Consider the following 21761-nt stretch of genomic DNA (forward strand, 5'->3'; position numbering starts at 1 on the left):
GGCGGGCCGACATGAGAAAGCTGTGGATCGCCGTGAGCGTCGCCTGGGTGCTGCTGCTCGGCGCCGCCGTGCCCCCGCACCCGCCCACGCCCGCGATCCCGGACGCCGCCGCGGCCGTCGCGTGGGGAGACGTCGCCGCGCAGGCCGCCGAGGGCAAGGCGCTGGTCCTCCACGCGCTGACCTACTCCGACTCCGGACCGTCCTGCGAGCTGTTCCCGGTGCCGCGATCGCTGCCGGTCCGGCTCCGGCTCGGCGAGTTCGTGGCTGTCGGCCCGGATCTCTACCAGATCACCGCGGTCACGTCCGAGCGGAACATCGAGCGCGTGTGGCTCGCCGCGGATGTCGTCGTCCGGTCGCCCTCGTGCGCCTCCGGGCTGATCTCGCTGTGGGACTTCCTCTTCGTGGCCACCGACGGCTCGGTGGTGCAGCCGACGCCGCGGGGCCGGGCGGACGAGCTCACCATGTACGCGCTGCCCGCCGGTGGGTGGACGGCCGGGCGGGTCTGGTTCGACCTGCCGGCCGGCGCGGTCGCGGGCGGTGCGGTGGCCGTACGCCGACCGCCGTGGAGCGGCTCGTGGAGCCGGCCGGAGCCGTTCGTCCCGTACGGGATGTGGCCGGTCTAACCCGGGATGCGGGCGGCGACCCGGCCGGTGCTGTCGAGGGTGGTCAGGTAGGAGCGGGCCCACTGGACGATGTCGTGACCGGTCAGGTGGTCGCGCATGGCGGTCATGCGGCGTTCGAGGTCGGCGGGGTCGGCCTCCATGGCCTGCAGCAGGCGTTCCTTGAGGCCGTCGACGTCGTGCGGGTTGACCTGGAAGGCGTCGGTGAACTCGTCGGCGGCGCCCGCGAACTCGCTGAGGACCAGGGCGCCGGTGGCGTCGGCGCGGGCGGCGACGTACTCCTTGGCGACCAGGTTCATGCCGTCGCGCAGCGGGGTGACGACCATGATGTCGGCGGTCTGGTAGAGGGCGGCCAGTTCGGCGCGGTCGAAGGGCTGGATGAGGTAGTGGACGGCCGGCTCGCCGACCCGGCCGTACTCGCCGTTGATCCGGCCGACCTCGCTCTCGATGCGGTCGCGCAGGCGGCGGTACTTCTCGACGCGTTCGCGGCTGGGGACGGCGACCTGGACCATGACGGTGTCGCGGACCTTGACGCGGCCGTCACGCAGGAGCTCGCTGTACGCGGTGAGGCGCTGCTCGATGCCCTTGATGTAGTCGAGGCGGTCGACGCTGAGCAGGACCCGGCGCGGGCGGCCCAGGTCGGAGCGGAGCTGGGCGGCCCGGGTGCGGACGTCGCGGCGAGCGGCGAGGGCCTGCATCTCGGCGACGTCGATCGACATGGGGAAGGCGCCCGTCCGGATGGTCCGGCCCTCGAAGGAGATCTGGTCGTCCCCGGTGACCTCGGCCCCGAGCAGCTTGGCGGTCAGCTGGGCGATGTTGTGGGCGGCCTGGGGACGCTGGAAGCCGACCAGGTCGGCGCCGAGCATGCCGCGCAGCAGCTCGATGCGCCGGGGGAGCTGCATGAAGAGCTCGGGCGGCGGGAAGGGCACGTGCAGGAAGAAGCCGATGAGGACGTCCGGCCGGCGCTCGCGGATCATCTGCGGCACCAGCTGCAGGTGGTAGTCCTGCACCCAGACCGTGCCGCCCGGCTCGACGGCCTCGGCGGCGGCCTCGGCGAAGCGGCGGTTGACCTCGCGATAGGTCTCCCACCAGCCGCGGTCGAAGACGGCCTGCTCGACGGCGTCGTGGTAGAGCGGCCACAGCGTGGAGTTCGCGAAGCCCTCGTAGTAGCCGGCCAGGTCGTCGGCGGACAGGGCGATCGGGCACATCCGCAGGCTGCCGATGTCGGGCAGGTCGGGGGCGGGCCCCTCGTGGCCGGACCAGCCGACCCAGGTGGCGGGGGTCTGCTCGAGGATGGCGTGCAGCGCGCCGGCCAGGCCGCCGGGGCTGCGCCGCCACTCGAAGGCGCCGTCGAAGGCGCTGTTGTCATCCACGGGCAGACGGTTGGCGACGACCACGAGCGAGCTCTGGCGCATCCACGAGACGTTAGTGGACGACTACCCAGCGAAACAACAAAGGGCCTCGATGGGACAGATCACACCACGGCGCGCCGCGCGCCAACCCCCCAGGTCACACCACGGCGCCGTCGTCGTCGTCGTCCTCGTCGTCGCCCGAGCGCAGCCGCCACACCAGCGTCACCGCGCCCGCCACGATCGCGGCGAAGCCCATCAGCGTCACGATCCGCGCCTCGATCGGCAGCAGCGTCGGGAACAGGAAGAGCACGAAGCCCACGACCACGCCCAGCACGCCGGCGATCGCGTATTTCGACACGTGGGGCAGCGGCGGCGGAGGCGGCGGGACATAGCGCTCGTCCTCGTCCTCGTCGTCGTCCGGGAGACCGGTGCCGAAGGTGTCGAGCCCGTCGAGCAGCGACTCCTGGTCCGTGCGGCGGCGGTTGTGCCGCACCTCACCGGCCGGCGGGGCGGGCTCCGGGGGCGGCGGCTCGGTGGCGCGGGCCGGGTCGATGCCCTCGGCCTCGGGCCACGGCGGGGCGGCCGGGTCGACCGCGGTGTGGAAGCCGGCGACGATCCGGGCCCACTCGGCGTCGACGTCGCTCTGCTCGCCGCCGGGTGGGGTGTCCGGGCGGGCCGGGCCGCCGGCCGCGGGCGACGACGCCGGCAGGGGCTCGGCCGTGGGGTCGGGCCAGGCCGGCGGGGTCTGCGTCAGCTTCCGCAGGTGCTCGCGGGCGGTGTCGAGGTGGTCGCGATCGACATAGAGCCGGTCGGTCGGGGTCGCCGGGAAGGTCGTCGCCCGGAAGATCGGGTCACGGTCGGCGGACGGCTGGAGATAGGCGGCGATGCCGCCCGCGGCGAGCACGTCGAGCAGGTGCTCACCCACGCGCGGATCCACGTCGCCCGCGGCTGCGTAGTCAGCCGCGTCGAGCCCGTTGTCCCGCCGCCCGCGACGGGCGCCACCCGCAGACACCCTGCACACCTCTCGCCCCCGCGCTCCACACGCGCGTGCCCCATGGTGACACGGCGAAGGGCCGTTCCGGGAGTGCGTGTGGCGTGCCGCTCGGTTTCGGTCTCGACAAGATCACGTCAGCGCGGTGATCAAATCGGCGGGCGCGCAGGTCACGGGCCGGTCGCTGACCTGACCGTCGCCCAGCTCGACCAGCCGCCACCGGCCGTCCTCGTGCCGGACCAGGTCGGCCGTCACGAAGGGCAGCCCGAGCCCGGCGACGGCCGCGGCGAGCCCGGCCGGCACCTCGACGCCGCCGGGCAGCTCGCCGGGAGTGTCGGGATGGGCCGTGACCAGCCGGCACTCCCCGCCGACCCACCACGTCCGCGCCTCGGCCCCGGTGAACGCCTCGAACCGCCGCACCACGAACCCGCCCGTGAACTCCTCCGCCCGCAACTCCCGGAACCGGCGGGCCACCTTTCCGGCCGTGGAGAGATCCGTCACGTCGGGGACGAACGCCGCCTCGGCCCAGTGGTGCTTCAGCGACTTGCTGTAGTCCCGGAGCACCGCGGCGCCGCCGCCGAGCGCCGTGCAAGCCTGCTCGAACGCGCCGACATCCTGCCCCACCGTCCATGCCGTGTCCGGGGTCCACGCGGCCAGCGGCTCGTACCACCCTGGCAGCTCGTGGGCCCGCCGGTACTGCGCGGCGCTCGTCCGGAGCGTCACGTCCCGGGCAACCAGCGCCGCCTCGAACGCTTCATAGTGTGCGGAGCGCAGCATCCAGCCCCGGTACACCGCGTCGGGGCCGGCGGGGACGCGGGCGACGGCGGCCGCGGCGTCCCCGCCGCCGGCCAGCGCGTCATGATCGATGACGGCGACCGTGAGCCCCGCCTCCCGGGCCGCCGCGGCCTCGGCCGCGAAGTGCTCGTCGGGCCGCCGCGGGCGCAGCGGGTCGCCGGGGACCAGGAGCATCATCCGGCTGCTCCCGTCACGGGCCGCTCAGTCACCGGGCCGTACGTCGTCCCGGCCCGGTCCCGCTCCAGCCACCCGGTCTCGACCAGCATCCGCCGCACGGCCGCCACGTCGTCGGTCACCACGGCGAGCCGCTTGTTCAGCGTGTCCTCGTCGCACAGCCCGTCGAGCGCCAGATAGCGGGTGAGCAGCTCGCCGACGAGCGGATAGCGCTCGCTCTGGGTCGGCGGCAGCGAGGTCAGCCGCCCGTGGGCGAAGAACCCGCGCAGCGCCGGGTACTCCGCCAGCAGCGGGGCCAGTGGCTGGGCCTTGTCGACGGCCTGGGCGACCTCGCGCAGCTCGCCGGGCTTCACCCGGTAGACCCCGTTGCCGGTGCCGGTCGCCACGCCGACCCCGACCAGCCGGGCCAGGATGGTGCCGACCTCCTGCACCGGCTTGTCCATCGCGTACGCCAGCTCGGCCAGCGTGACGCCCTCCTTGCCCCGGCGGGTCAGCTCGGCGAACGCCGTCAGCCGCTCGGGCACGGCGAGCTGGGTGAGGATCTCGGCGGCACGCGCCGCTTCGGCAGACATGCCGACCACCGTAGGAGTTCCGGCCGGAGCGGGCATCCGATTACCGCGTCCGGACGGATCAGTGACAAGGCGGTGGCCGGGCCCGGATCGCGATGGAAGGGTGCCGGGATGGACACCGGCACGCATACGGCCGCCGACGCGCTGGCCGATCGGCTGCTCACGGACACGCTCGGGGCGCTGGAGCTGTTCAGCGTCTTCCTCGGCCGCGAGCTGGGGCTCTACGAGGCGCTCGCCGCCGGCCCGTGCACCCCGGACGGGCTGGCGCGGACGGCCGGCATCGCGCCCCGCTACGCCCGCGAGTGGCTGGAGCAGCAGGCCGCCGCGGGACTGCTGGAGACCATCACGAGCAAGGACCTCCGCCGGTACGCGCTCCCGGCCGCGTACCGGCCGGTGTTGCTCGAACCGGAGAGCCCGGCGCACGTCGCCCCGCTCGCCGATCTGATCGCGGGCATCGCGGGGGTGCTGCCCCGGCTGCCGGACGCCTACCGGTCGGGCGCCGGGGTCCCGTACCGGGACTATGGTCCGATCTTCCGCCGGGGGCAGGGCGGCATCAACCGGCCCATGATCGCGCACGAGTTGCCCGGGTGGCTGGCCGCCGTGCCCGGGCTGGGCGCGCGGCTGACCGCCCCGGCGTCGCCGCGCATCGCCGACGTGGCCTGCGGGGAGGGCTGGTCGACGGTGGCGCTGGCGCGGGCCTTCCCGGGCGCGCTGCTGGACGCGTACGACATCGATCCGGACAGCGTCGGCGTCGCCCGGAGCAACGCCGCGGCCGCCGGGGTCGCCTCCCGCGTCGAGTGCCACCTGGCCGACGCGGCGGAGAAGGGCGCGCTCGGCGGCCCGTACGACCTGATCCTGATCGTCGAGGCGCTGCACGACCTCGCCCGGCCGGTCCCGCTGCTGGAGGCCGCCCGCGACGCGCTCGGCCCCGGCGGCGTGATCGTCGTGGTGGACGAGCGGGTGGCGGACCGCTTCCGCGCGCCGGCGGGCGAGGTCGAACGGCTCATGTACGGCTGGAGCGTCACCCACTGCCTGCCCGCCGCCCTGGCCGAGCAGCCGTCGGCCGGGCTCGGGACGGTGCTGCGGGCGCCGGCCGTGGTGGCGCTGGCCGAGGCGGCGGGTCTCGGCGCGGAGGTCCTGCCGCTCGGCAACGACTTCTTCCGCGTGTACGCGCTCAGCGCTTCGGCTGGTTGAAGCGGAGCAGATTGCCCGACGGGTCGCGGAACGCGCAGTCCCGGACCCCGTACGGCTGGTCGGCCGGCTCCTGCAGCACCTCGGCCCCGGCCGCGCGGATGCGCTCGAAGGTGGCGTCGACGTCGCCGGTCGTGAAGATGACCCCGCGGAGCAGGCCCTTGGCGAGCATCTCGGCCATGGTCCGCTTGTCGGCCTCGGACGCGTTGGGGTCGGCGAGCGGCGGTTCGAGCACGATGCTGACGTCGGGCTGGGCCGGCGAGCCGACCGTCACCCAGCGCATGTTCTCGTAGCCGACGTCGTTGCGGACCTCGAAGCCGAGCGCGTCCCGGTAGAACGCGATGGCCTTGTCGAAGTCGGAGGTGGCGAGGAAGGTCTGCGCAAGTGTGATGTCCATGCAGCTCACGCTACGGGTGAGGGGCCCGGCCGGGCTTCTCCGTTCCTGACCGGTCGCGTATAGATCTTGGCGATGCACGGCGGGATGACGGCGCTGTCGTCGTGCGAGCGGGCCCGGTAGGCGCTCGGGCTCTCGCCGACCAGCTCGGTGAAGCGGCTGCTGAAGGAGCCGAGCGACGTACACCCGACGGCGAAGCAGACCTCGGTCACGCTCAGATCGCCCCGCCGCAGCAGCGCCTTGGCCCGCTCGATGCGGCGGGTCATGAGATAGCTGTACGGGGTCTCGCCGTACGCCTCGCGGAAGCTGCGCGAGAAATGGCCCGCCGACATGAGCGCCGTGCGGGCCAGGGCCGGGACGTCGAGCGGCTGGGCGTAGTCGCGATCCATCCGGTCGCGGGCCTGCCGCAGCCGTACCAGATCCGCCAGCTCCATCTCAGCCTCCCATGGCCCGCCAGCGCGCCAGGTTGTGCTTCGCGTCGACCAGGGCGTCGTGGCGCCCCTGCATCGTAGGCAGGGTGGGCCGCCCCTTGTCGTCCCACAGCTGACGCAAATCCTTGGTGAACCGGGGGATGATCCGCGGCAGGGCCGGCATCGCGCCCCAGAGCTGGGCCAGCGCCACGTGGTCGTAGGCGGCGTACCAGGCCCAGAGCTCGATCGGCTCGTCGCGGCCGCGGACCGGCTCGGTGAGGAAGTCGTAGAGATCGGTCCGGATGCGCTCGCGGGAGCGCCAGGCCGGATCGGCGGGGGAGGGGAGCTTGTCGAGCACGTTGCGGCGGACCCACGGGATCGCCTTGGACTCGTCGAACTCGGTGGAGACCGCGTAGAACTCGCGGCCGTGCTCGTCGACCAGGCCGATGGACACCAGGTCGACCGTCCGGCCGTCCTCGATGAACTCGCAGTCGTAGAAATAGCGGTAGGGCATCGTCGTCCATCCTCGCCTACCCGCCGCGGCCTGTCCCCGTCAGGGCCGCTGTTCATCCCTCTTGTCTGCCGCTTTCATCCGCCGCCGCTCCGGGTCAGGGCTTCTTCTAGCCGCCGCTCCCTGTTCCGGTGAGGGCATCTTTCATCCGCCGCCGCTTGTTCCGGTGAGGGCCTCGCGGGCGCGGCTCAGCACCTCGCGGCCTTCGGCGCCCGCGCACTCCAGGCGTCGTGCGGCCCAGTCGGCGCGTACGGCCCACCGGAAGCGCAACATGACCGGCAACCCGGCGTGCAGCTCGTCCTCGGTCAGGGGCCCCGCCGCGAGATAGCCGTCGAGCAGCTCGGCCGACGTCTCCTCCCCGCCCGCGTAGAGCACGGCGGCCGCCACGTCGTAGAGCAGCGGCCCGCTGCCCCCGGCGCCGCAGTCGAGCAGTCCGGCGCTGCCCGTGGCGGGATCGATGACGAAGGTCTCCGGGGCCGGGTCGCCGTGCAGGACCCCGTACGTCAGCCGGTCGGTGATCGTGAGCCGGGTGGTGGCCGTGATGGCGTCGGCCACGGCGGGCCGCAGCCACGGCTCGATCGCGAGGTGCGGGGCGCCGGCGTCGAGGCGGTTCCAGTGCCGCAGCCCGGGGTGCTGGAAGGTCTGCAACTGCCGGTGCACCGCCCCGAGCCGGTCGCCCCAGAACTGCTGGTCGACCGGGTCCCGCCCGTCGAGCGTCCGGCCGGGGCCGCGGCGCAGGACGGTCAGGGTGCCGTACGGGGTCTCGACGGTGAGCGCGCCGCCGAGGGTGCGTACGGGCTCCCCGGCCTGGATGCCGCCGGCCCGCAGGTGGGCGGAGACGGCGACCCCGGCCTCGACCGGCTGGCGGGCCGCGGAGTCGCCGAGGTGCGCGACGAACTGCCGGCCGCCCGCCGCGACCTCCCAGCGGCAGGACAGCCGGCCGCGCGGCAGCTCCGTGATGCCGTCGGGCATCAGGTGCCACTCGTCGCGCAAAGTGGATCTCAGCAGCTCGTCAGGTGACACGGCGCGGATTATTTACGTACGCACCGTGTGCATGACGGACACAGTGGGCGACTTTAACCGGAACCATGATCAACGACTACGGGCGGCAATTGGGGGGTTCACAGAAAGCGACATACGCGAAATGATCGAACCGGAGCGCAGTGGAGGTATCAAATGGCGTTGATGGCACTCTGCATGCTAAGAGTGATCGTTCACGCCTTGGGGCCGGCGGCGGACAGCAATGCCCGTGGCGGTCCCGACCGGGGGAAGGACTGACCGTGGATCATCGGCTGCCGGAGCCGGGAGACGCGCTGACGGGCGTGGAGATGTTCGCCGGGCTCGAGCCCGACGTGCGCCAGCGGGTCATCGCCGCAGCCGTCCCGCGCACCTATCGCAAGGGCCAGATCCTCTTCGTCGAGCACGACCCGGGCGACTCCCTGATCGTCCTGCGGCGCGGGGCCATCGCGGTCTTCCGCACCGCCCCGACCGGCGAGCGCGCGGTCCTGACCGTGGTCCGCCCGCCCGACGTTCTCGGCGAGGTGTCCCTGCTGGACGCCTCGACCCGCTCGGCCAGCGCGGAGGCCATCGAGGACAGCCAGGCGCTCGCGCTCTCCCGGGTGGCCTTCATGGACCTCGTCCACTCCAACCCGCGCATCCTCGACGCGGTGATGCGCTCGGTCGGCGGCCTCATCCGCCGGCTCACCGAGCAGAATGCCGATCACGTCTTCCTCGACCTGCCCGGGCGGGTGGCCAAGACCCTGGTCCGCCTCGCGGGGGACAGCCAGGCCCCGATGATCACGATCGAGCTCAACCAGAGCCAGCTGGCCGAGATGGCGGGCGGCTCCCGGCAGAGCGTCAACCAGGCGATCGGCTCGTTCGCCACGCGCGGGTGGTTGCGGACGGAGGGCCGCCGCATCGTGGTGACCGACGTGTCCGCGCTGCGCCGCCGCGCCGGGATGGCCGAGCGCTGAGGTTGATCTTCCCCGGCGGGCTTGCCGGTCGCTGCGCCAGCGGTCGCTGCGCTGCCGGTCGCTGCGCCGCTGGTCGCTGCGCCGCTGGTCGCTGCGCCGGCGGCCGCCGGTCTGTTTCGTCGGTGTCACTCCGGGAACGACTACGGGTGACACCGACGAAGGAGATCTCATGGCTGAGCACACCGAGCAGGAGAAGCGCGAGAAGCTCAAGGGCCTGGTCAAGGACGCCAAGATCGGCATGCTGACGACCATGACCACGGACGGGCGGCACGTGAGCCGGCCGATGGCGCTGCAGGACGTCGAGTTCGACGGGGACCTCTGGTTCTTCACCTACTCCGACAGCGACCTCGTGGCCCAGGTCCGGGTCAACCCGCAGGTGAACGTCTCGTTCAGCGACGGCAAGCAGAACTCGTGGACCTCGGTCTCCGGCACCGCGCTGCAGACCGACGACCCGGCGAAGGCCAAGGAGTTGTGGAACCCGCTGCTCAAGGCCTGGTTCCCGGACGGCCTCGAGACGCCGAACCTCACGCTGGTCAAGGTCACGGCCGAGACCGCCGAGTACTGGGAGGCGGCTCACAGCTCCAACGTCGTCACCCTTCTGGGCTACGTGAAGGCGGCTGTGACCGGAAAGACGCCGGACGCTGGCGAGAACGAAACAGTGCGCCTGTAACGCGTGGACGGTGGTCCGGGTGTCGTCGGCCGACTACAGTGCGCACTGCGGCCCGCCCCGGACCGGCGCCGACGCCGGCCGTTTCCCCTCGCAGGGTGCCGGGCCTCTCGCGACCCGATCAGGGAGGACGAGCAAATATGCGCATCGGCGTGCTCACCGGGGGCGGCGACTGCCCCGGTCTCAACGCGGTGATCCGGGCCGTGGTCCGCAAGGGCGTGGCCACGTACGGACATGAGTTCGTCGGTTTCCGGGACGGCTGGAAGGGCCCGCTCGAGGGCCTCACGAAGCCGCTCGGCATCGCGGAGGTCCGGGGCATCCTGCCGCGCGGCGGCACCATCCTCGGCTCGTCGCGGACCAACCCCTTCAAGATCGAGGGCGGCGTCGAGAAGATCAAGGCCAACCTCGCCGAACAGGGTGTCGACGCGCTGGTCGCCATCGGCGGCGAGGACACCCTCGGCGTGGCGACCCAGCTCGGCGATCTCGGCGTCAACGTGGTCGGCGTCCCCAAGACGATCGACAACGACCTGAACGCCACCGACTTCACCTTCGGCTTCGACACCGCGGTCAACATCGCGATGGAGGCCATCGACCGGCTGCACACCACGGCCGAGTCGCACCACCGCACCCTCGTCGTCGAGGTCATGGGCCGGCACGCCGGCTGGATCGCCCTGCACGCGGGTCTCGCCGGCGGCGCCAACGTCATCCTGCTGCCGGAGCGCAACTTCGACGTCGAGCAGGTCGCCACGTACGTGACCAAGCGCTTCCAGGTCGAGTACGCCCCGATCGTCGTCGTGGCCGAGGGCGCCCAGCCGCTCGAGGGCCAGATGGTCACCCAGGACAAGGGGCTGGACTCGTTCGGCCACGTCCGGCTGGGCGGCATCGGCCAGTGGCTCGCCGAGCAGCTGGAGGAGAAGACCGGCAAGGAGGCCCGCACGGTCGTCCTGGGTCACATCCAGCGCGGCGGCACCCCGTCGGCGTTCGACCGGGTCCTCGCCACGCGCTTCGGGCTGCAGGCCATCGACGCCGTCCACGAGGGCGACTTCGGCAAGATGATGGCGCTGCGCGGGACGGACATCGTGCGCGTGCCGCTCATCGACGGCACCGGCGAGCTGAAGACCGTACCTTTGTCGCGGTACGAAGAGGCCGAGGTCTTCTTCGGCAGCTGAGCCGTCGTCACCGGGGCGGGCTGTCCTCCATGGCCCGCCCCCGCGCAAGGGGAGAACATGATCGCAGTCATCGGCGCCGGCAAGATCGGCGAGCTGGTCGTCTCGGGCCTGTTGCGCGCGGGCCGCCCCGCCGACCAGATCCTGGTCACCGCCCGGCGCCCCGAGCGCGGCAAGGAGCTGGCCGACCGCTACGGCGTCCGCGTCGTCGACAACAGCACCGCCGTCGCCGAGGCGGACATCCTCGCCGTCGCCGTGAAGCCCCAGGACGCCGGGACGCTGCTGGACGAGGTCGGCCCCCAGGTGCCCGCGGGCAAGCTCATCGTGTCGCTCTGCGCGGGCCTGCCCACCAGCTTCTTCGCCGCGCGGCTGCCCGAGGGCACCCCGGTCGTCCGCGTCATGACCAACACCCCGGCCCTGGTCGACCAGGCGATGACCGCGATCTCCGCCGGCCCGCACGCCACCGGCGAGCACCTGGCGATCGCCGAGGAGATGTTCCAGCCGCTCGGCTCGACCATCCGCGTCCCCGAGTCCCAGCAGGACGCCGTGACGGCGCTCTCCGGCTCGGGCCCGGCCTACTTCTACCTGCTGGTCGAAGCCATGATCGACGCGGGCATCCTGCTCGGCCTGCCGCGCCAGGTCGCCCACGACCTCATCGTCCAGACCGCGATCGGCTCGGCGGTCATGCTCCGCGACTCCGGCGAGCACCCGGTCAAGCTCCGCGAGGCCGTCACCTCCCCGGCCGGCACAACCATCTCCGCAATCCGCGAGCTGGAGAACCACGGCGTCCGCGCGGCCCTCCTCGCCGCCCTCGAAGCCGCCCGCGACCGCGCCCGCGAGATCGCCGCCCAGAGCGCCTGAGCCGGCCCCGGCAGCCGGTGAGGCCGTGGCCCGCTCTTCAACTGGTGAGGCCGTGGCCGGCTCCTCAGCCGGTGAGGCCGTGGTCGGCGCGGAGGAACGTCGCGGCCTGCTCGCCGACGAGGACGCTGGGGGCCATCGTGTTGGCGACCGTCACCCGGGGGAGGACCGAGGCGTCCGCCACCCGCAGACCGTCGCAGCCGATGACGCGCAGCCGCGAGTCGACCACCGCCGAGTCGTCGCGGCCCATGCGGGCGGTGCCGCTCTGGTGCCAGAAGGTCTGCACCACGTCGCGCAAGTAGTCCACGGTGGCGGCCCGGCCGACCGGCCCCGGCAGTGCTTCCGCCTTCAGGTACGGCCGCAGCGGTCCGGCCGTACCGATGGCTCGTGCGGTCTCCAGGGCCCGCAGGGCGCTGTCGATGTCGGCCGGATCGGTGAAGTAGCCCGTGTCGATCAGCGGATTGACGGCCGGGTCGGCCGACGCGAGCCGGACGCGGCCGGTGTTGTGCATCTTCATGCCGATCAGGAACTTAGCCGCCCGCTCGGGCAGGCCGCCCTGCGCGGCGATCGTCGGCGACGCCTGGGCCCGGCCGGTCGAGTACATGACCACCGGTGGGTCGCCGGCGGTGTCGGTGAGGTTCCAGAACACTCCGGCGCGGGCCTCGAGCGGGCCGCTGAGGTCGGCGTCCGCCGTGGCTTCCCAGAGGTGGTCGAGCAGGGCGTGATCGTTGAGGTTGCGGCCGACGCCGGGGGAGTGCACCCGGACCGGAATGCCGTGCTCACTGAGGTGCGCGGCGTCGCCCACGCCCGACAGCATCAGGGTCTTCGGGGTGTTGACCGCGCCGAGCGACAGCACCACCTCGTGCGTGGCGTGCACGTCCAGGGTCCGGCCGCCGTGCCGGAGGCGGACCCCGGCGGCCCGGTTCTTCTCGAAGAGGACCTCGGTGACCAGCGCGCTGTGCAGCACGGTCAGGTTCGGACGCGGGCGGTTCGCGACATACGACCGGTACGGCGACTGGCGGCGTCCGTCCCGGATGATCTCCTGGCGAGGTGCGGCGCCGCGTTCCGACTCCATCAGTGCGCCGTTGGGGTTGCCGTGCCGCGGGAAGCCGGCTTCTTCGGCGGCGGCGAGCACAGCTTCCCCGTACGGATGGATGTCCTGGGTGTCCTGCACCCACATCGGGCCCTTCTCGATGCGGTCGAACAGGGTCCGGACATTGTCGTGGCCCCAGACCGGGTCACCGGTCTCGCGGGCGAAGAAGTCCCAGTCGTCGCGGTGCCCGCGGATCTAGATCGAGACGTTGACGCTGCCGCCGCCGCCCAGCACGCGGCCCATGGCGTACGGGAGCACCCGGCCGTTGACCGCCGGATCGGGCGCGGTCGTGAAGTCCCACACCCGGTCGGTGCCCTGGTTGAGCGGCCACATCTCCGGGTTCCCGACGGCCGGATCATCGTCCTCGCCGCCCGCCTCGACGAGCAGGACGGAGACGGCGGGGTCCTCGGCCAGCCGTCCGGCCACGGCCGACCCGGCGGGCCCGGCGCCGCAGACCACGAAGTCGTAGCGTGAATCAGTCATGGGTGGACTGTGCGCCGGAGCGATTCCGGCGGCGAGCCGGCGTCCGCTGAGCGGACGGAATCAGCCGGGCCGGGCCGTCAGCCGCTGCAGTGCCCGCGCCGCCCGGTGCACCTGCGGGGCGAAGCGATCCGCAGGCCGCGGGTCGACGGAGGCCAGCTGCAACGCCGCCCGCCGCCCCTCGGGCAGCAGCACCGGTACGGCATAACAGGTGAACCCCTCGTGCACGGCGGTGTGGTCGGCGCTGACGCCGGTCAACTCGGGGCTGACGAGGACACGGCCGGACGCGGTGAAGGCGGGCAGCTGATCACCCGGCCGGTGCCCGACCGGCAGGCTCATGTGACCGGGCACGGTCTCCAGCACGACGTACGCGTCCTGCTCCGGAACCACCAGCGACGCCGCCGCTCCGGTGCCCGCCCGCAGTGCCCGCAGGATGTCGGCCGCCGACTCGCGCAGCCCGGCGTGCGGCTCGACGTGACGGGCCAGGCGCAGCAGATCGGCCGCCAGCACCCAGTGGCCGTCGACCAGGTCGACGGCACCGGCCTCGCGCAACTGACCCAGCAGCCGGTGCACCGTGGGCCGGGGCAGCCCGGTGCGGCGGACCAGCTGCGCCACCTGACGTCCCGGCACCGTCTGCGGCACCGCGCGCAGCAGCTGGAACGCTCCGTCGATCACGCCGCGGCCGGCGGCCGGTGAACCCGGTTCGGGCATGGCGATCACCACCTCCGCGATCAAAGATCGCAGGTCGGTGCAATCAGTACCAGATGGCGACCTGGGCGCCGTCGCTCTGTTCGGGCGGGCTGGGGTGGCTGGAGGCGGTGCCGTTGGCCATGCGGTTGGCGGTCCAGGCGACGGCGGCGGCGTCGAGGATGTCGTCGGGCGGGGCCTGGCCGGCCGGGCCGAGGTGGTCGGGGAGGACGATGCCGTGCTTGGCCAGGAGCTCGCGGCGGCGGGCCTGGCCGCTCCAGGTCTTTTTCGCGTACGTGAGGGGCTCGCCCGCCATCTCGCGGAACGACACCTCCGGGTGGGCCTCGAAGAGCAGCCCCGGGTGGCGCTCCCAGATGGCGTTGGCCTCGAGCAGCTTGGGGCGCAGCGCCCACGACTGGCGGCTCAGGCCGGAGCCGGTGAGCTCGCGGCAGATGCGGTTGGCCGTGGCGAAGTCGGTCTCCTGCCACACCGCGCGCGGCGGCACCCGGAAGACGCTGCTGCGCCGGGGGCCCAGGGTGTCGGCGGCGAGGGTGTCGGCGGCGCGCCAGCGGTCGGGGAACATGCCCAGCGGGATGTCGACGCCGATGACGGCGGCGCCCGAGCTGCCCGCCACGATCTCGTACAGGGTGGCGGCCAGCATGGCCCGGCCGAACTGGCCGTCGCGCAGCTCGACGCCCACCCAGCCCAGGGCGTACGCGTCGACGCCGATCACGTGGATGCTCATCGTGGGAGCAGGTTCTCGATCGGGGGGATCAGGTCGGACGGCTGGGTGCCGGGGTCGAAGCGGCCCTCGACGGTGCCGGACGGGCCGACCAGGAACTTCTCGAAGTTCCACTGGATGTCGGGGCCGTCGCCGATCAGCTCCCGGTAGAGCTCGTGCCGGTCCGGGCCGTTGACGTCGACCTTCGCGGTGAGCGGGAAGGTCACGCCATAGTTGACCTGGCAGAACTCCTCGATCTCGGCGGCCGATCCGGGCTCCTGGCCGGCGAACTGGTTGCACGGGACCCCGAGGACGACCAGGCCGCGGTCGCGGAATTCGTCGTAGAGCTTCTGCAGGCCCTCGTACTGGGGGGTCAGGCCGCAGCGGGAGGCCACATTGACCACCAGGACGACGCTGCCGCGGTAGCGTCGCAGATCGGCGGAGCCGCCCGTGAGGGCATCGATGTCGACGTCGTGGATGGTCATGACGGCAGACTACGCGCAGTGCGTACGTGAGTGCACGCTGTGGCTCTCGGGCGGCCAAAGTTACGACCGTGGGTAATCCGCCGTCACAGTCTTGACTGATGTTCATTGATGTGACTACCGTCTCTTCAACTTCCCTTTGGAAAGTTTCCTAATTGTTCCGAGGAGACGCCCCGTGAACACATCCCCCCGCCGCGCCCTCTGGGCCGGTGCGATCGCGGCAGTCGCCGTGGCCGTGGTGCCGCTCGTGTCGGCCCCGTCGGCCTCGGCCGCGGCGGCCTGCGCCTCCGCCTGGAGCGCCACGGCCACCTACACCAACGGCAACCAGGCCTCGCAGAACGGTCACAACTACACCGCGAAGTGGTGGACCCAGAACGAAGCCCCGGCCACGCACAGCGGCCAGTGGGACGTCTGGGCCGACAACGGCACCTGCGACGGCGGCTCGACCCCCACGACGCCGCCCACCACTCCGCCCACCACGCCCCCGACCACCCCGCCCACCACACCCCCGACAACGACCCCGCCGGGCACGGCAGGCAAGAACGTGGTGGGCTACTTCGCCGAGTGGGGCGTCTACGGACGCAACTACCACGTGAAGAACCTCGTGACGAGCGGCTCGGCGAGCAAGCTCACGCACATCCTGTACGCGTTCGGCAACACCACGAACGGTCAGTGCAGCATCGGTGACAGCTACGCCGACTACGAGAAGGCGTACACCGCGGCGGACAGTGTGGACGGCGTCGCCGACACCTGGGACCAGACGCTGCGCGGCTCCTTCAACCAGCTCAAGAAGCTGAAGGCGGCCTACCCGAACATCAAGCTGATCTGGTCGTTCGGCGGCTGGACCTGGTCCGGCGGCTTCACCCAGGCCGCCGCGAACCCGACCGGCTTCGCCAACTCCTGCTACAACCTGCTCAACGACAGCCGCTGGGCCGGCCTGTGGGACGGCATCGACGTCGACTGGGAGTACCCGAACGCGTGCGGGCTCTCCTGCGACAGCAGCGGCCCGGCCTCGTACAACAACGTGGTCTCGGCCCTGCGCACCAAGTTCGGCTCGAACTTCCTGGTCACCTCGGCCATCTCGGCCGACGGCAGCAACGGCGGCAAGCTGGACGCGGCCGACTACGCGTCGGGCATCAGCAAGCTCAGCCTGGTCTTCCCGATGACCTACGACTACTACGGCGCCTTCAACCCGCAGGGCCCGACCGCGCCGCACTCGCCGCTGACCTCCTACGCCGGCATCCCGACGCAGGGCTTCTGGTCCGACGCCGCGATCCAGAAGCTGAAGAGCAAGGGCGTCCCGTCGAACAAGATCCTGCTCGGCATCGGCTTCTACGGCCGCGGCTGGACGGGCGTCACGCAGTCGGCTCCCGGCGGCACGGCGACCGGCGCGGCCCCCGGCACGTACGAGCAGGGCATCGAGGACTACAAGGTGCTCAAGAACACCTGCCCGGCCACCGGCACCATCGGCGGCACCGCCTACGCCAAGTGCGGCAGCAACTGGTGGGGCTACGACACCCCGGCCACCATCGGGACGAAGATGACGTACGCCAAGCAGCAGGGTCTCGGCGGCGCCTTCTTCTGGGAGTTCTCCGGCGACACGACCAACGGTGAACTGATCTCGGCCATCAGCAACGGCCTCAAGTAGGGCCCGTCCAACCGCCCCACCACCGCCCATAAAGCGGACTGAAGACTGTTGTCCCAAGGTTCGGGGCGCCGGGTGACCACCCGGCGCCCCGTTTCGGTTACTGGATAGGCTCTACGTCATGCACCGTGAGTGGCATCAGCTCAGTCATCCCGGACTCGGCGCGACGGCGCTGCAGACCTCCCGACCCTCGACCGACTCGGCCGAGGACGCCGCGCTCGGCCTGGACCGATGGCGTGAGCTGCCGCGCGTGCAGATGCCCCCGTGGCAGAACATGACCGAGGTCGCCGACGTCTGCAAGGTGCTCGGCAACGTCCCCTCGATCGTGGCGCCCTACGAGGTCGACCAGCTCCGGCAGAAGCTCGCCGACGTGTGCGAGGGCCGCGCGTTCCTGCTGCAGGGCGGCGACTGCGCCGAGACGTTCGACGGCAACACCGAGAGCCACCTGCTGGCCAACGCGCGCACGCTGCTGCAGATGGCGGTCGTGCTCACGTACGGGGCCTCGATGCCCGTGGTCAAGGTGGCGCGCGTCGCCGGGCAGTACACCAAGCCGCGCTCGTCGGCCACCGACTCGCTCGGGCTGCCGGCCTACCGCGGCGACCTGATCAACTCGCTCGAGGCCAACGAGGCGGCGCGCGTCGCCGACCCGCAGCGCATGATCCGGGCGTACGCGAACAGTGCCGCCGCCATGAACATGCTGCGCGCGTACCTCTCGGGTGGCCTCGCCGACCTGGCCAGCCTGCACACCTGGAACAAGGACTTCGTCCGGTCGTCGCCGGCCGGCGAGCGCTACGAGGCCGTCGCCCGCGAGATCGACCGCGCGCTCGACTTCATCCGCGCCTGCGGCATGACCGACGACGAGGCCCTGCGCACGGTCAGCCTCTACTGCTCGCACGAGGCCCTGGCCCTGGAGTACGACCGGGCGCTGACCCGGGTGTCGGACGGCCGCGCGTACGGGCTGAGCGGTCACTTCCTCTGGGTCGGCGAGCGCACCCGGCAGCTCGACCACGCGCACATCGACTTCATCAGCCGCATCGCCAACCCGATCGGCGTCAAGCTCGGCCCCGGCACGTCGCCCGAGACCGCGATCGAGCTGTGCGAGAAGCTGAACCCGGAGAACATCCCCGGCCGGCTCACGCTGATCAGCCGGATGGGCAACGGCAAGGTGCGCGACGCCCTGCCGCCCATCGTGGAGAAGGTCACCGCCACCGGGGCGAAGGTCGTCTGGCAGTGCGACCCGATGCACGGCAACACGCACGAGTCGTCCAACGGCTACAAGACGCGGCACTTCGACCGGATCGTCGACGAGGTGCTCGGCTACTTCGAGGTGCACCGCGGGCTGGGCACCCACCCGGGCGGCATCCACGTCGAGCTGACCGGCGAGGACGTCACCGAGTGCCTCGGCGGCGCGCAGGGCATCGAGGACCTCGACCTGCCCGACCGTTACGAGACCGCGTGCGACCCGCGGCTCAACACCCAGCAGAGCCTCGAGCTGGCCTTCCTCGTGGCGGAGATGCTCCGTGGCTGATTTTGTCGATCTCCGCTCGGACACCGTCACCAAGCCGACCCCGGCCATGCGCGAGGCCATGGCGTCCGCCGAGGTGGGCGACGACGTCTTCGGCGACGATCCGACCGTCAACGCGCTCGAGGCCCATGTGGCCCGGCTCTTCGGGCACGAGGCGGCGCTCTTCTGCCCGTCCGGCACGATGGCCAACCAGATCGGCCTGCAGCTGCTCGTCTCCCCGGGCGAGGAGCTGCTCGCCGGGTCGGACGCGCACGTCGTCAACTACGAGGTGGGGGCGGCCGCGGCCTACGGCGGCATCTCCACGCGTACGTGGCCGTCGGTCGGCGCCGAGCTTGATCCGTCATATATTTCGGACATGATCGCCCCGGCCGGCTACCCGTCGGTGCCGACCCGGGCCGTCGCCGTCGAGCAGACGCACAATCGCGGCGGCGGCACGATCACGCCGCTCGCCACGCTGCACCGGCTGCACGAGACGCTGCATGGCACGGGCGTCGCCCTGCACTGCGACGGCGCGCGGATCTGGCACGCGCATGTCGCCGACGGGGTGCCGCTGTTCACGTACGGGCAGCTCTTCGACACCCTCTCGGTCTGCCTCTCCAAGGGTCTCGGCGCGCCGGTCGGCTCGCTGGTCATCGGGTCGCGCGAACGCATCGCCCGGGCCCGGACCATCCGCAAGCGCCTCGGCGGCGGCATGCGTCAGGTCGGCATCCTCGCCGCGGCCGGCCGCTACGCCCTGGACCACCACGTCAAGCGGCTCGCCGAGGACCACGCCCGGGCCCGCCGCCTGGCCGAGGCCCTCGAGCCGCTCGGCGTGGTGACCGCGGCCGACGTGCGCACCAACATCGTGCTGATCGACACGGCGAAGACCCGCTACGACGCGCCGGAGCTGGTCCGGGCGGCGGGGGAGCGCGGCATCCGCATCGTGGCCATGGCCCCGCAGACCGCCCGCGTCATCACCCACCTCGACGTGGACGACGACGGCGTGGACCAGGCGATCACCGTCCTGCGTGACCTGCTCTCCTGACCGGTCTTGACTCTCACACGGTGTCAGGGCCCAGGCTGAACGCACCATGTTCAGTATCGGAGAGTTCGCCGGCCTGGGCCGGGTGTCGGTGCGCATGCTGCGTCACTACGACGCCATCGGCCTGTTGCGTCCCGCCCACGTCGATCCCCGCAGCGGCTACCGCTACTACAGCGCCGCGCAGCTCCGGGTGCTCAACCGGGTGACCGCCCTCAAGGATCTGGGCTTCAGCCTGCAGCAGGTGCAGGCGCTGCTCGACGAGAAGGTGGACGTGGCCGAGCTGCGGGGGATGCTGCGCCTGCGCCGGGCCGAGCTGGCCGCGCGCATGCGCCAGGACACCGCCCGGCTGGCCCAGGTCGACACGCGCCTCCGCATGATCGAGAGTGAGGGGCACATGGACACCGGAGATGTCGTCCTCAAGAGCGTTCCCGCGCTGCGGGTCGCGCAGCTGTCCGCCACCGCGGCGGGCTACGACCATCCGACGTCGATCACCGAGAACCTGAGCCCGCTCTATCCGCGGCTCATGGAGCTCCTGGAGAAGCACGCGGTGGCGATGACGGGCGCGCCGCTCGCCTGGTACGAGCCCGCGCCCGCCGAGCCCGGCGACGAGACGATCACCGTGCACGCCGCCTTCCCGATCGGATCGGCCGAGGTCGGCCCGGACGCCGGCTTCGAGGTCGTCACGCTGCCGCCGATCGAGCAGGCGGCGACCGCGCTGCACCACGGGTCGATGGCCGAGGCCTTCCGGACCGGCCAGAAGATCGCCACGTGGATCGACGACAACGGGCGCCGGGCGGCCGAGCCCGGTTTCGCGCGGGAGGTCTATCTCGACTGCCCGCCGGGCGAGTTCGACAAGTGGGTCACCGAGCTGCAGATCCCGCTCGCCTGAGGCGCTCTTCTCACGAGTCTCCTGAGGCGCTTGTTTCGCGAGTCTCCTGAGGCGCTTTTCACGAGCGTCGGCGCGGCCACCGCCTCCGGTCCTCGCGGATCGGGGCGCGGGGCAGCGCCGACTCGTTCTCCCGCCGGCTCCGGCGGGTGGCCACCAGCCAGGCAATCGGTTCCATGGCATCTCCTCGGATGAGCCGTTAACGTTAACGTGAACGCTAACGGGCCTCCGGCGGGGAGGTCAAGGCCGTGGGCGCTAAGCTGCGCACATCGTGGAGAAACGGCAGGTCACGCTCAAGGACGTCGCCCGGGCGGCAGGCGTGTCGCACCAGACCGTCTCGCGGGCGATCAACGACAAGGGCGAGATCGACCCCGAGACGCGCCGGCGGGTGCTCGAGGTCGCGCGGGAGCTGCGCTATCGGCCGAGCCGCTTCGCCCGGGGCCTCGTGAGCTCCGGCACGATCACCGTCGGACTGCTGGTGCGCGAGGTCGTGAACCCGTTCTTCCCCGAGCTGATCGCCGGCGTGCTCGCCGCGGCGGACGAACGAGGCTGGCAGGTCGTCGTGGCCAGCAGCGAGAACGACGAACGCCGCGAGGCGGCCGCCGTCAGGTCGCTGGCCAACCAGGTCGACGTACTGATCGGTTATCTGATGGGACCCGCACCGGAGGACGGCCTGCCCCTGGTCGTCATCGGCCGCGAGGGCGCCGACATCGACGTCGACGCGGAGGGCGGCGTGCGGCAGGCGCTCGACCACCTGATCGATCGCGGCCACCGCCGGATCGGCATGCTCGACCTGCCGTCACCCTGGGGGAGGCGCGAGCCCTTCCTCGAGTACGCGAGGGAGCGCACCCTGCCGATCGACGCCGGCTGGGTCATCGACACCGAGTCGGTCGACCCGGACGGCGGAACGGCCTTCGAGCGACTCCGCGCCGTGCACCCCGACGTGACCGCCGTGCTGGCCTACAACGACGTCATCGCCGTCGGCGCCCAGCGGGCCGCCCGCCGCCTCGGCCTGCGCGTACCGGAGGACTGCGCCTTCGTGGGCTTCGACGGCCTGACCATCGGCGACCTCCTCGAACCACCCCTGACCAGCGTCGCCATCGACAAACGCCGGATGGGCGAACTGGCCGTCGAGCAGGCCGAGCGTCTGCTGGCCGGCACTCCGGCCGACCGGATCATCCTCGAGACGACGCTCGAGGTGAAGGGCAGCAGCTAAGGCCCGTCCTCGCGGGCACTGAGCGTCGGATGCCGACTGCTCGGTCCGTAGGCGAGGTGCGCCACGCCCGCGGCCGTTCAATCGCCCATCACGGCGGTCCTTGAAGATCGCCGAGTCGGCCGCAGAAGTCCATCGCCGCGACCGACGGAATGCTGCGCTTCGCATTGGCCATGCTCCGCATTGTGCGGGTCGCGCTGTGCCCGTGCCGCGCAGTTATCGAAACCGCCGCTGTTTTTCCTGGCGAGCCTCGCGGGAAAGGCGCTCGTCATCCGCGCGCGTAATGCGCCTCAATCCATTCTCGTGGGCCGATCGGCGGTAGTGCGCCGGGCCGAGC

Annotated in this window: 24 protein-coding genes; 11 read left to right on the forward strand and 13 right to left on the reverse strand. The window is 72.0% G+C overall.

Annotated elements, in window-relative coordinates:
• Nucleotides 1-11 precede the first annotated feature (11 nt).
• Nucleotides 12-623, forward strand: coding sequence for a hypothetical protein (locus RAN62_RS20115; protein ID WP_305786236.1), 612 nt, complete (start codon nt 12-14; stop codon nt 621-623).
• Here the strand turns inward: RAN62_RS20115 and RAN62_RS20120 are convergent.
• The 4 genes from RAN62_RS20120 to RAN62_RS20135 form a co-directional block, all read right to left on the reverse strand.
• Nucleotides 620-2035, reverse strand: a complete 1416-nt coding sequence (locus RAN62_RS20120; protein WP_305786237.1) for an alpha,alpha-trehalose-phosphate synthase (UDP-forming) — start codon at nt 2033-2035, stop codon at nt 620-622. The two genes, RAN62_RS20115 and RAN62_RS20120, sit on opposite strands and share 4 nt — an antisense overlap.
• Nucleotides 2036-2129: 94 nt before the next feature.
• Nucleotides 2130-2984 (reverse strand): DUF308 domain-containing protein, encoded by an 855-nt coding sequence (locus RAN62_RS20125; protein WP_305786238.1) that lies wholly within the window; start codon nt 2982-2984, stop codon nt 2130-2132.
• Between the two features lie 111 nt (nt 2985-3095).
• On the reverse strand, nt 3096-3935 hold the full coding sequence (locus RAN62_RS20130) for an ATP-grasp domain-containing protein (RefSeq protein WP_305786239.1): 840 nt from the start codon (nt 3933-3935) through the stop codon (nt 3096-3098).
• Entirely contained in the window at nt 3932-4504 is a 573-nt protein-coding gene (locus RAN62_RS20135; protein WP_305786240.1) for a DUF2087 domain-containing protein, read from the reverse strand. The genes RAN62_RS20130 and RAN62_RS20135 overlap by 4 nt, the downstream gene beginning before the upstream one ends.
• 108 nt (nt 4505-4612) lie before the next feature.
• On the opposite strand from RAN62_RS20135, the gene RAN62_RS20140 reads away from it, so the two are divergent.
• Nucleotides 4613-5695, forward strand: coding sequence for a class I SAM-dependent methyltransferase (locus tag RAN62_RS20140; protein WP_305786241.1), 1083 nt, complete (start codon nt 4613-4615; stop codon nt 5693-5695).
• Here the strand turns inward: RAN62_RS20140 and RAN62_RS20145 are convergent.
• The 4 genes from RAN62_RS20145 to RAN62_RS20160 all read right to left on the reverse strand — a co-directional run bounded on the left by RAN62_RS20145 (nt 5676) and on the right by RAN62_RS20160 (nt 8030).
• Nucleotides 5676-6089 carry a VOC family protein gene (locus RAN62_RS20145; RefSeq protein ID WP_305786242.1) on the reverse strand — a complete coding sequence of 138 codons (414 nt, stop codon included), beginning with the start codon at nt 6087-6089 and terminating at the stop codon, nt 5676-5678. The two genes, RAN62_RS20140 and RAN62_RS20145, sit on opposite strands and share 20 nt — an antisense overlap.
• Nucleotides 6090-6094: 5 nt before the next feature.
• Entirely contained in the window at nt 6095-6520 is a 426-nt protein-coding gene (locus RAN62_RS20150) for a helix-turn-helix transcriptional regulator (protein WP_305786243.1), read from the reverse strand.
• A gap of 1 nt (nt 6521) precedes the next feature.
• Nucleotides 6522-7010 (reverse strand): polyadenylate-specific 3'-exoribonuclease AS, encoded by a 489-nt coding sequence (locus RAN62_RS20155; RefSeq protein ID WP_305786244.1) that lies wholly within the window; start codon nt 7008-7010, stop codon nt 6522-6524.
• Nucleotides 7011-7151: 141 nt separating this feature from the next.
• A complete protein-coding gene (locus RAN62_RS20160; RefSeq protein ID WP_305786245.1) occupies nt 7152-8030 on the reverse strand; it encodes a phosphotransferase enzyme family protein in 879 nt (292 codons plus the stop codon).
• Between the two features lie 257 nt (nt 8031-8287).
• Here RAN62_RS20160 and RAN62_RS20165 point away from each other — a divergent pair, with 257 nt between their 5' ends.
• From RAN62_RS20165 to proC, 4 genes are all read left to right on the forward strand, one after another.
• Nucleotides 8288-8980, forward strand: coding sequence for a Crp/Fnr family transcriptional regulator (locus RAN62_RS20165; RefSeq protein WP_015620001.1), 693 nt, complete (start codon nt 8288-8290; stop codon nt 8978-8980).
• Nucleotides 8981-9149: 169 nt separating this feature from the next.
• Entirely contained in the window at nt 9150-9650 is a 501-nt protein-coding gene (locus RAN62_RS20170) for a pyridoxamine 5'-phosphate oxidase family protein (RefSeq protein WP_305786246.1), read from the forward strand.
• Between the two features lie 137 nt (nt 9651-9787).
• On the forward strand, nt 9788-10816 hold the full coding sequence (locus RAN62_RS20175) for a 6-phosphofructokinase (protein WP_305786247.1): 1029 nt from the start codon (nt 9788-9790) through the stop codon (nt 10814-10816).
• Nucleotides 10817-10873: 57 nt separating this feature from the next.
• On the forward strand, nt 10874-11674 hold the full coding sequence (gene proC / locus RAN62_RS20180) for a pyrroline-5-carboxylate reductase (protein WP_305786248.1): 801 nt from the start codon (nt 10874-10876) through the stop codon (nt 11672-11674).
• A 64-nt stretch (nt 11675-11738) separates the two neighbouring features.
• Here proC and RAN62_RS41175 read toward each other — a convergent pair whose 3' ends face one another.
• From RAN62_RS41175 to RAN62_RS20205, 5 genes are read right to left on the reverse strand one after another with little or no spacing between them, the layout of a single operon-like run.
• Complete coding sequence (locus RAN62_RS41175; RefSeq protein WP_369077186.1) at nt 11739-12959, reverse strand: GMC family oxidoreductase; 1221 nt, start codon at nt 12957-12959, stop codon at nt 11739-11741.
• The gene (locus tag RAN62_RS41180; RefSeq protein ID WP_369077181.1) at nt 12960-13247 is read right to left on the reverse strand and encodes a hypothetical protein; all 288 of its coding nucleotides are present in this window, start codon (nt 13245-13247) and stop codon (nt 12960-12962) included.
• Between the two features lie 60 nt (nt 13248-13307).
• Nucleotides 13308-13955 (reverse strand): IclR family transcriptional regulator, encoded by a 648-nt coding sequence (locus RAN62_RS20195; protein WP_305786249.1) that lies wholly within the window; start codon nt 13953-13955, stop codon nt 13308-13310.
• 43 nt (nt 13956-13998) lie between these two features.
• Nucleotides 13999-14676 carry a DUF429 domain-containing protein gene (locus RAN62_RS20200; protein WP_305786250.1) on the reverse strand — a complete coding sequence of 226 codons (678 nt, stop codon included), beginning with the start codon at nt 14674-14676 and terminating at the stop codon, nt 13999-14001.
• Nucleotides 14673-15137 (reverse strand): glutathione peroxidase, encoded by a 465-nt coding sequence (locus tag RAN62_RS20205; RefSeq protein ID WP_305786251.1) that lies wholly within the window; start codon nt 15135-15137, stop codon nt 14673-14675. The genes RAN62_RS20200 and RAN62_RS20205 overlap by 4 nt, the downstream gene beginning before the upstream one ends.
• 172 nt (nt 15138-15309) lie before the next feature.
• Here RAN62_RS20205 and RAN62_RS20210 point away from each other — a divergent pair, with 172 nt between their 5' ends.
• The 5 genes from RAN62_RS20210 (at nt 15310) to RAN62_RS20230 (ending at nt 21427) form a co-directional block, all read left to right on the forward strand.
• Nucleotides 15310-16782 (forward strand): glycosyl hydrolase family 18 protein, encoded by a 1473-nt coding sequence (locus RAN62_RS20210; protein ID WP_305786252.1) that lies wholly within the window; start codon nt 15310-15312, stop codon nt 16780-16782.
• A gap of 118 nt (nt 16783-16900) precedes the next feature.
• Nucleotides 16901-18307, forward strand: a complete 1407-nt coding sequence (locus RAN62_RS20215; protein ID WP_305786253.1) for a class II 3-deoxy-7-phosphoheptulonate synthase — start codon at nt 16901-16903, stop codon at nt 18305-18307.
• Nucleotides 18300-19328, forward strand: a complete 1029-nt coding sequence (locus RAN62_RS20220; RefSeq protein WP_305786254.1) for a threonine aldolase family protein — start codon at nt 18300-18302, stop codon at nt 19326-19328. The genes RAN62_RS20215 and RAN62_RS20220 overlap by 8 nt, the downstream gene beginning before the upstream one ends.
• Nucleotides 19329-19374: 46 nt before the next feature.
• A complete protein-coding gene (locus RAN62_RS20225) occupies nt 19375-20214 on the forward strand; it encodes a MerR family transcriptional regulator (protein WP_305786255.1) in 840 nt (279 codons plus the stop codon).
• A 268-nt stretch (nt 20215-20482) separates the two neighbouring features.
• Complete coding sequence (locus tag RAN62_RS20230) at nt 20483-21427, forward strand: LacI family DNA-binding transcriptional regulator (RefSeq protein ID WP_305786256.1); 945 nt, start codon at nt 20483-20485, stop codon at nt 21425-21427.
• Nucleotides 21428-21761 lie beyond the last annotated feature (334 nt).

This window comes from Symbioplanes lichenis (genome assembly GCF_030709675.1).
Lineage (GTDB): Bacteria > Actinomycetota > Actinomycetes > Mycobacteriales > Micromonosporaceae > Actinoplanes > Actinoplanes lichenis.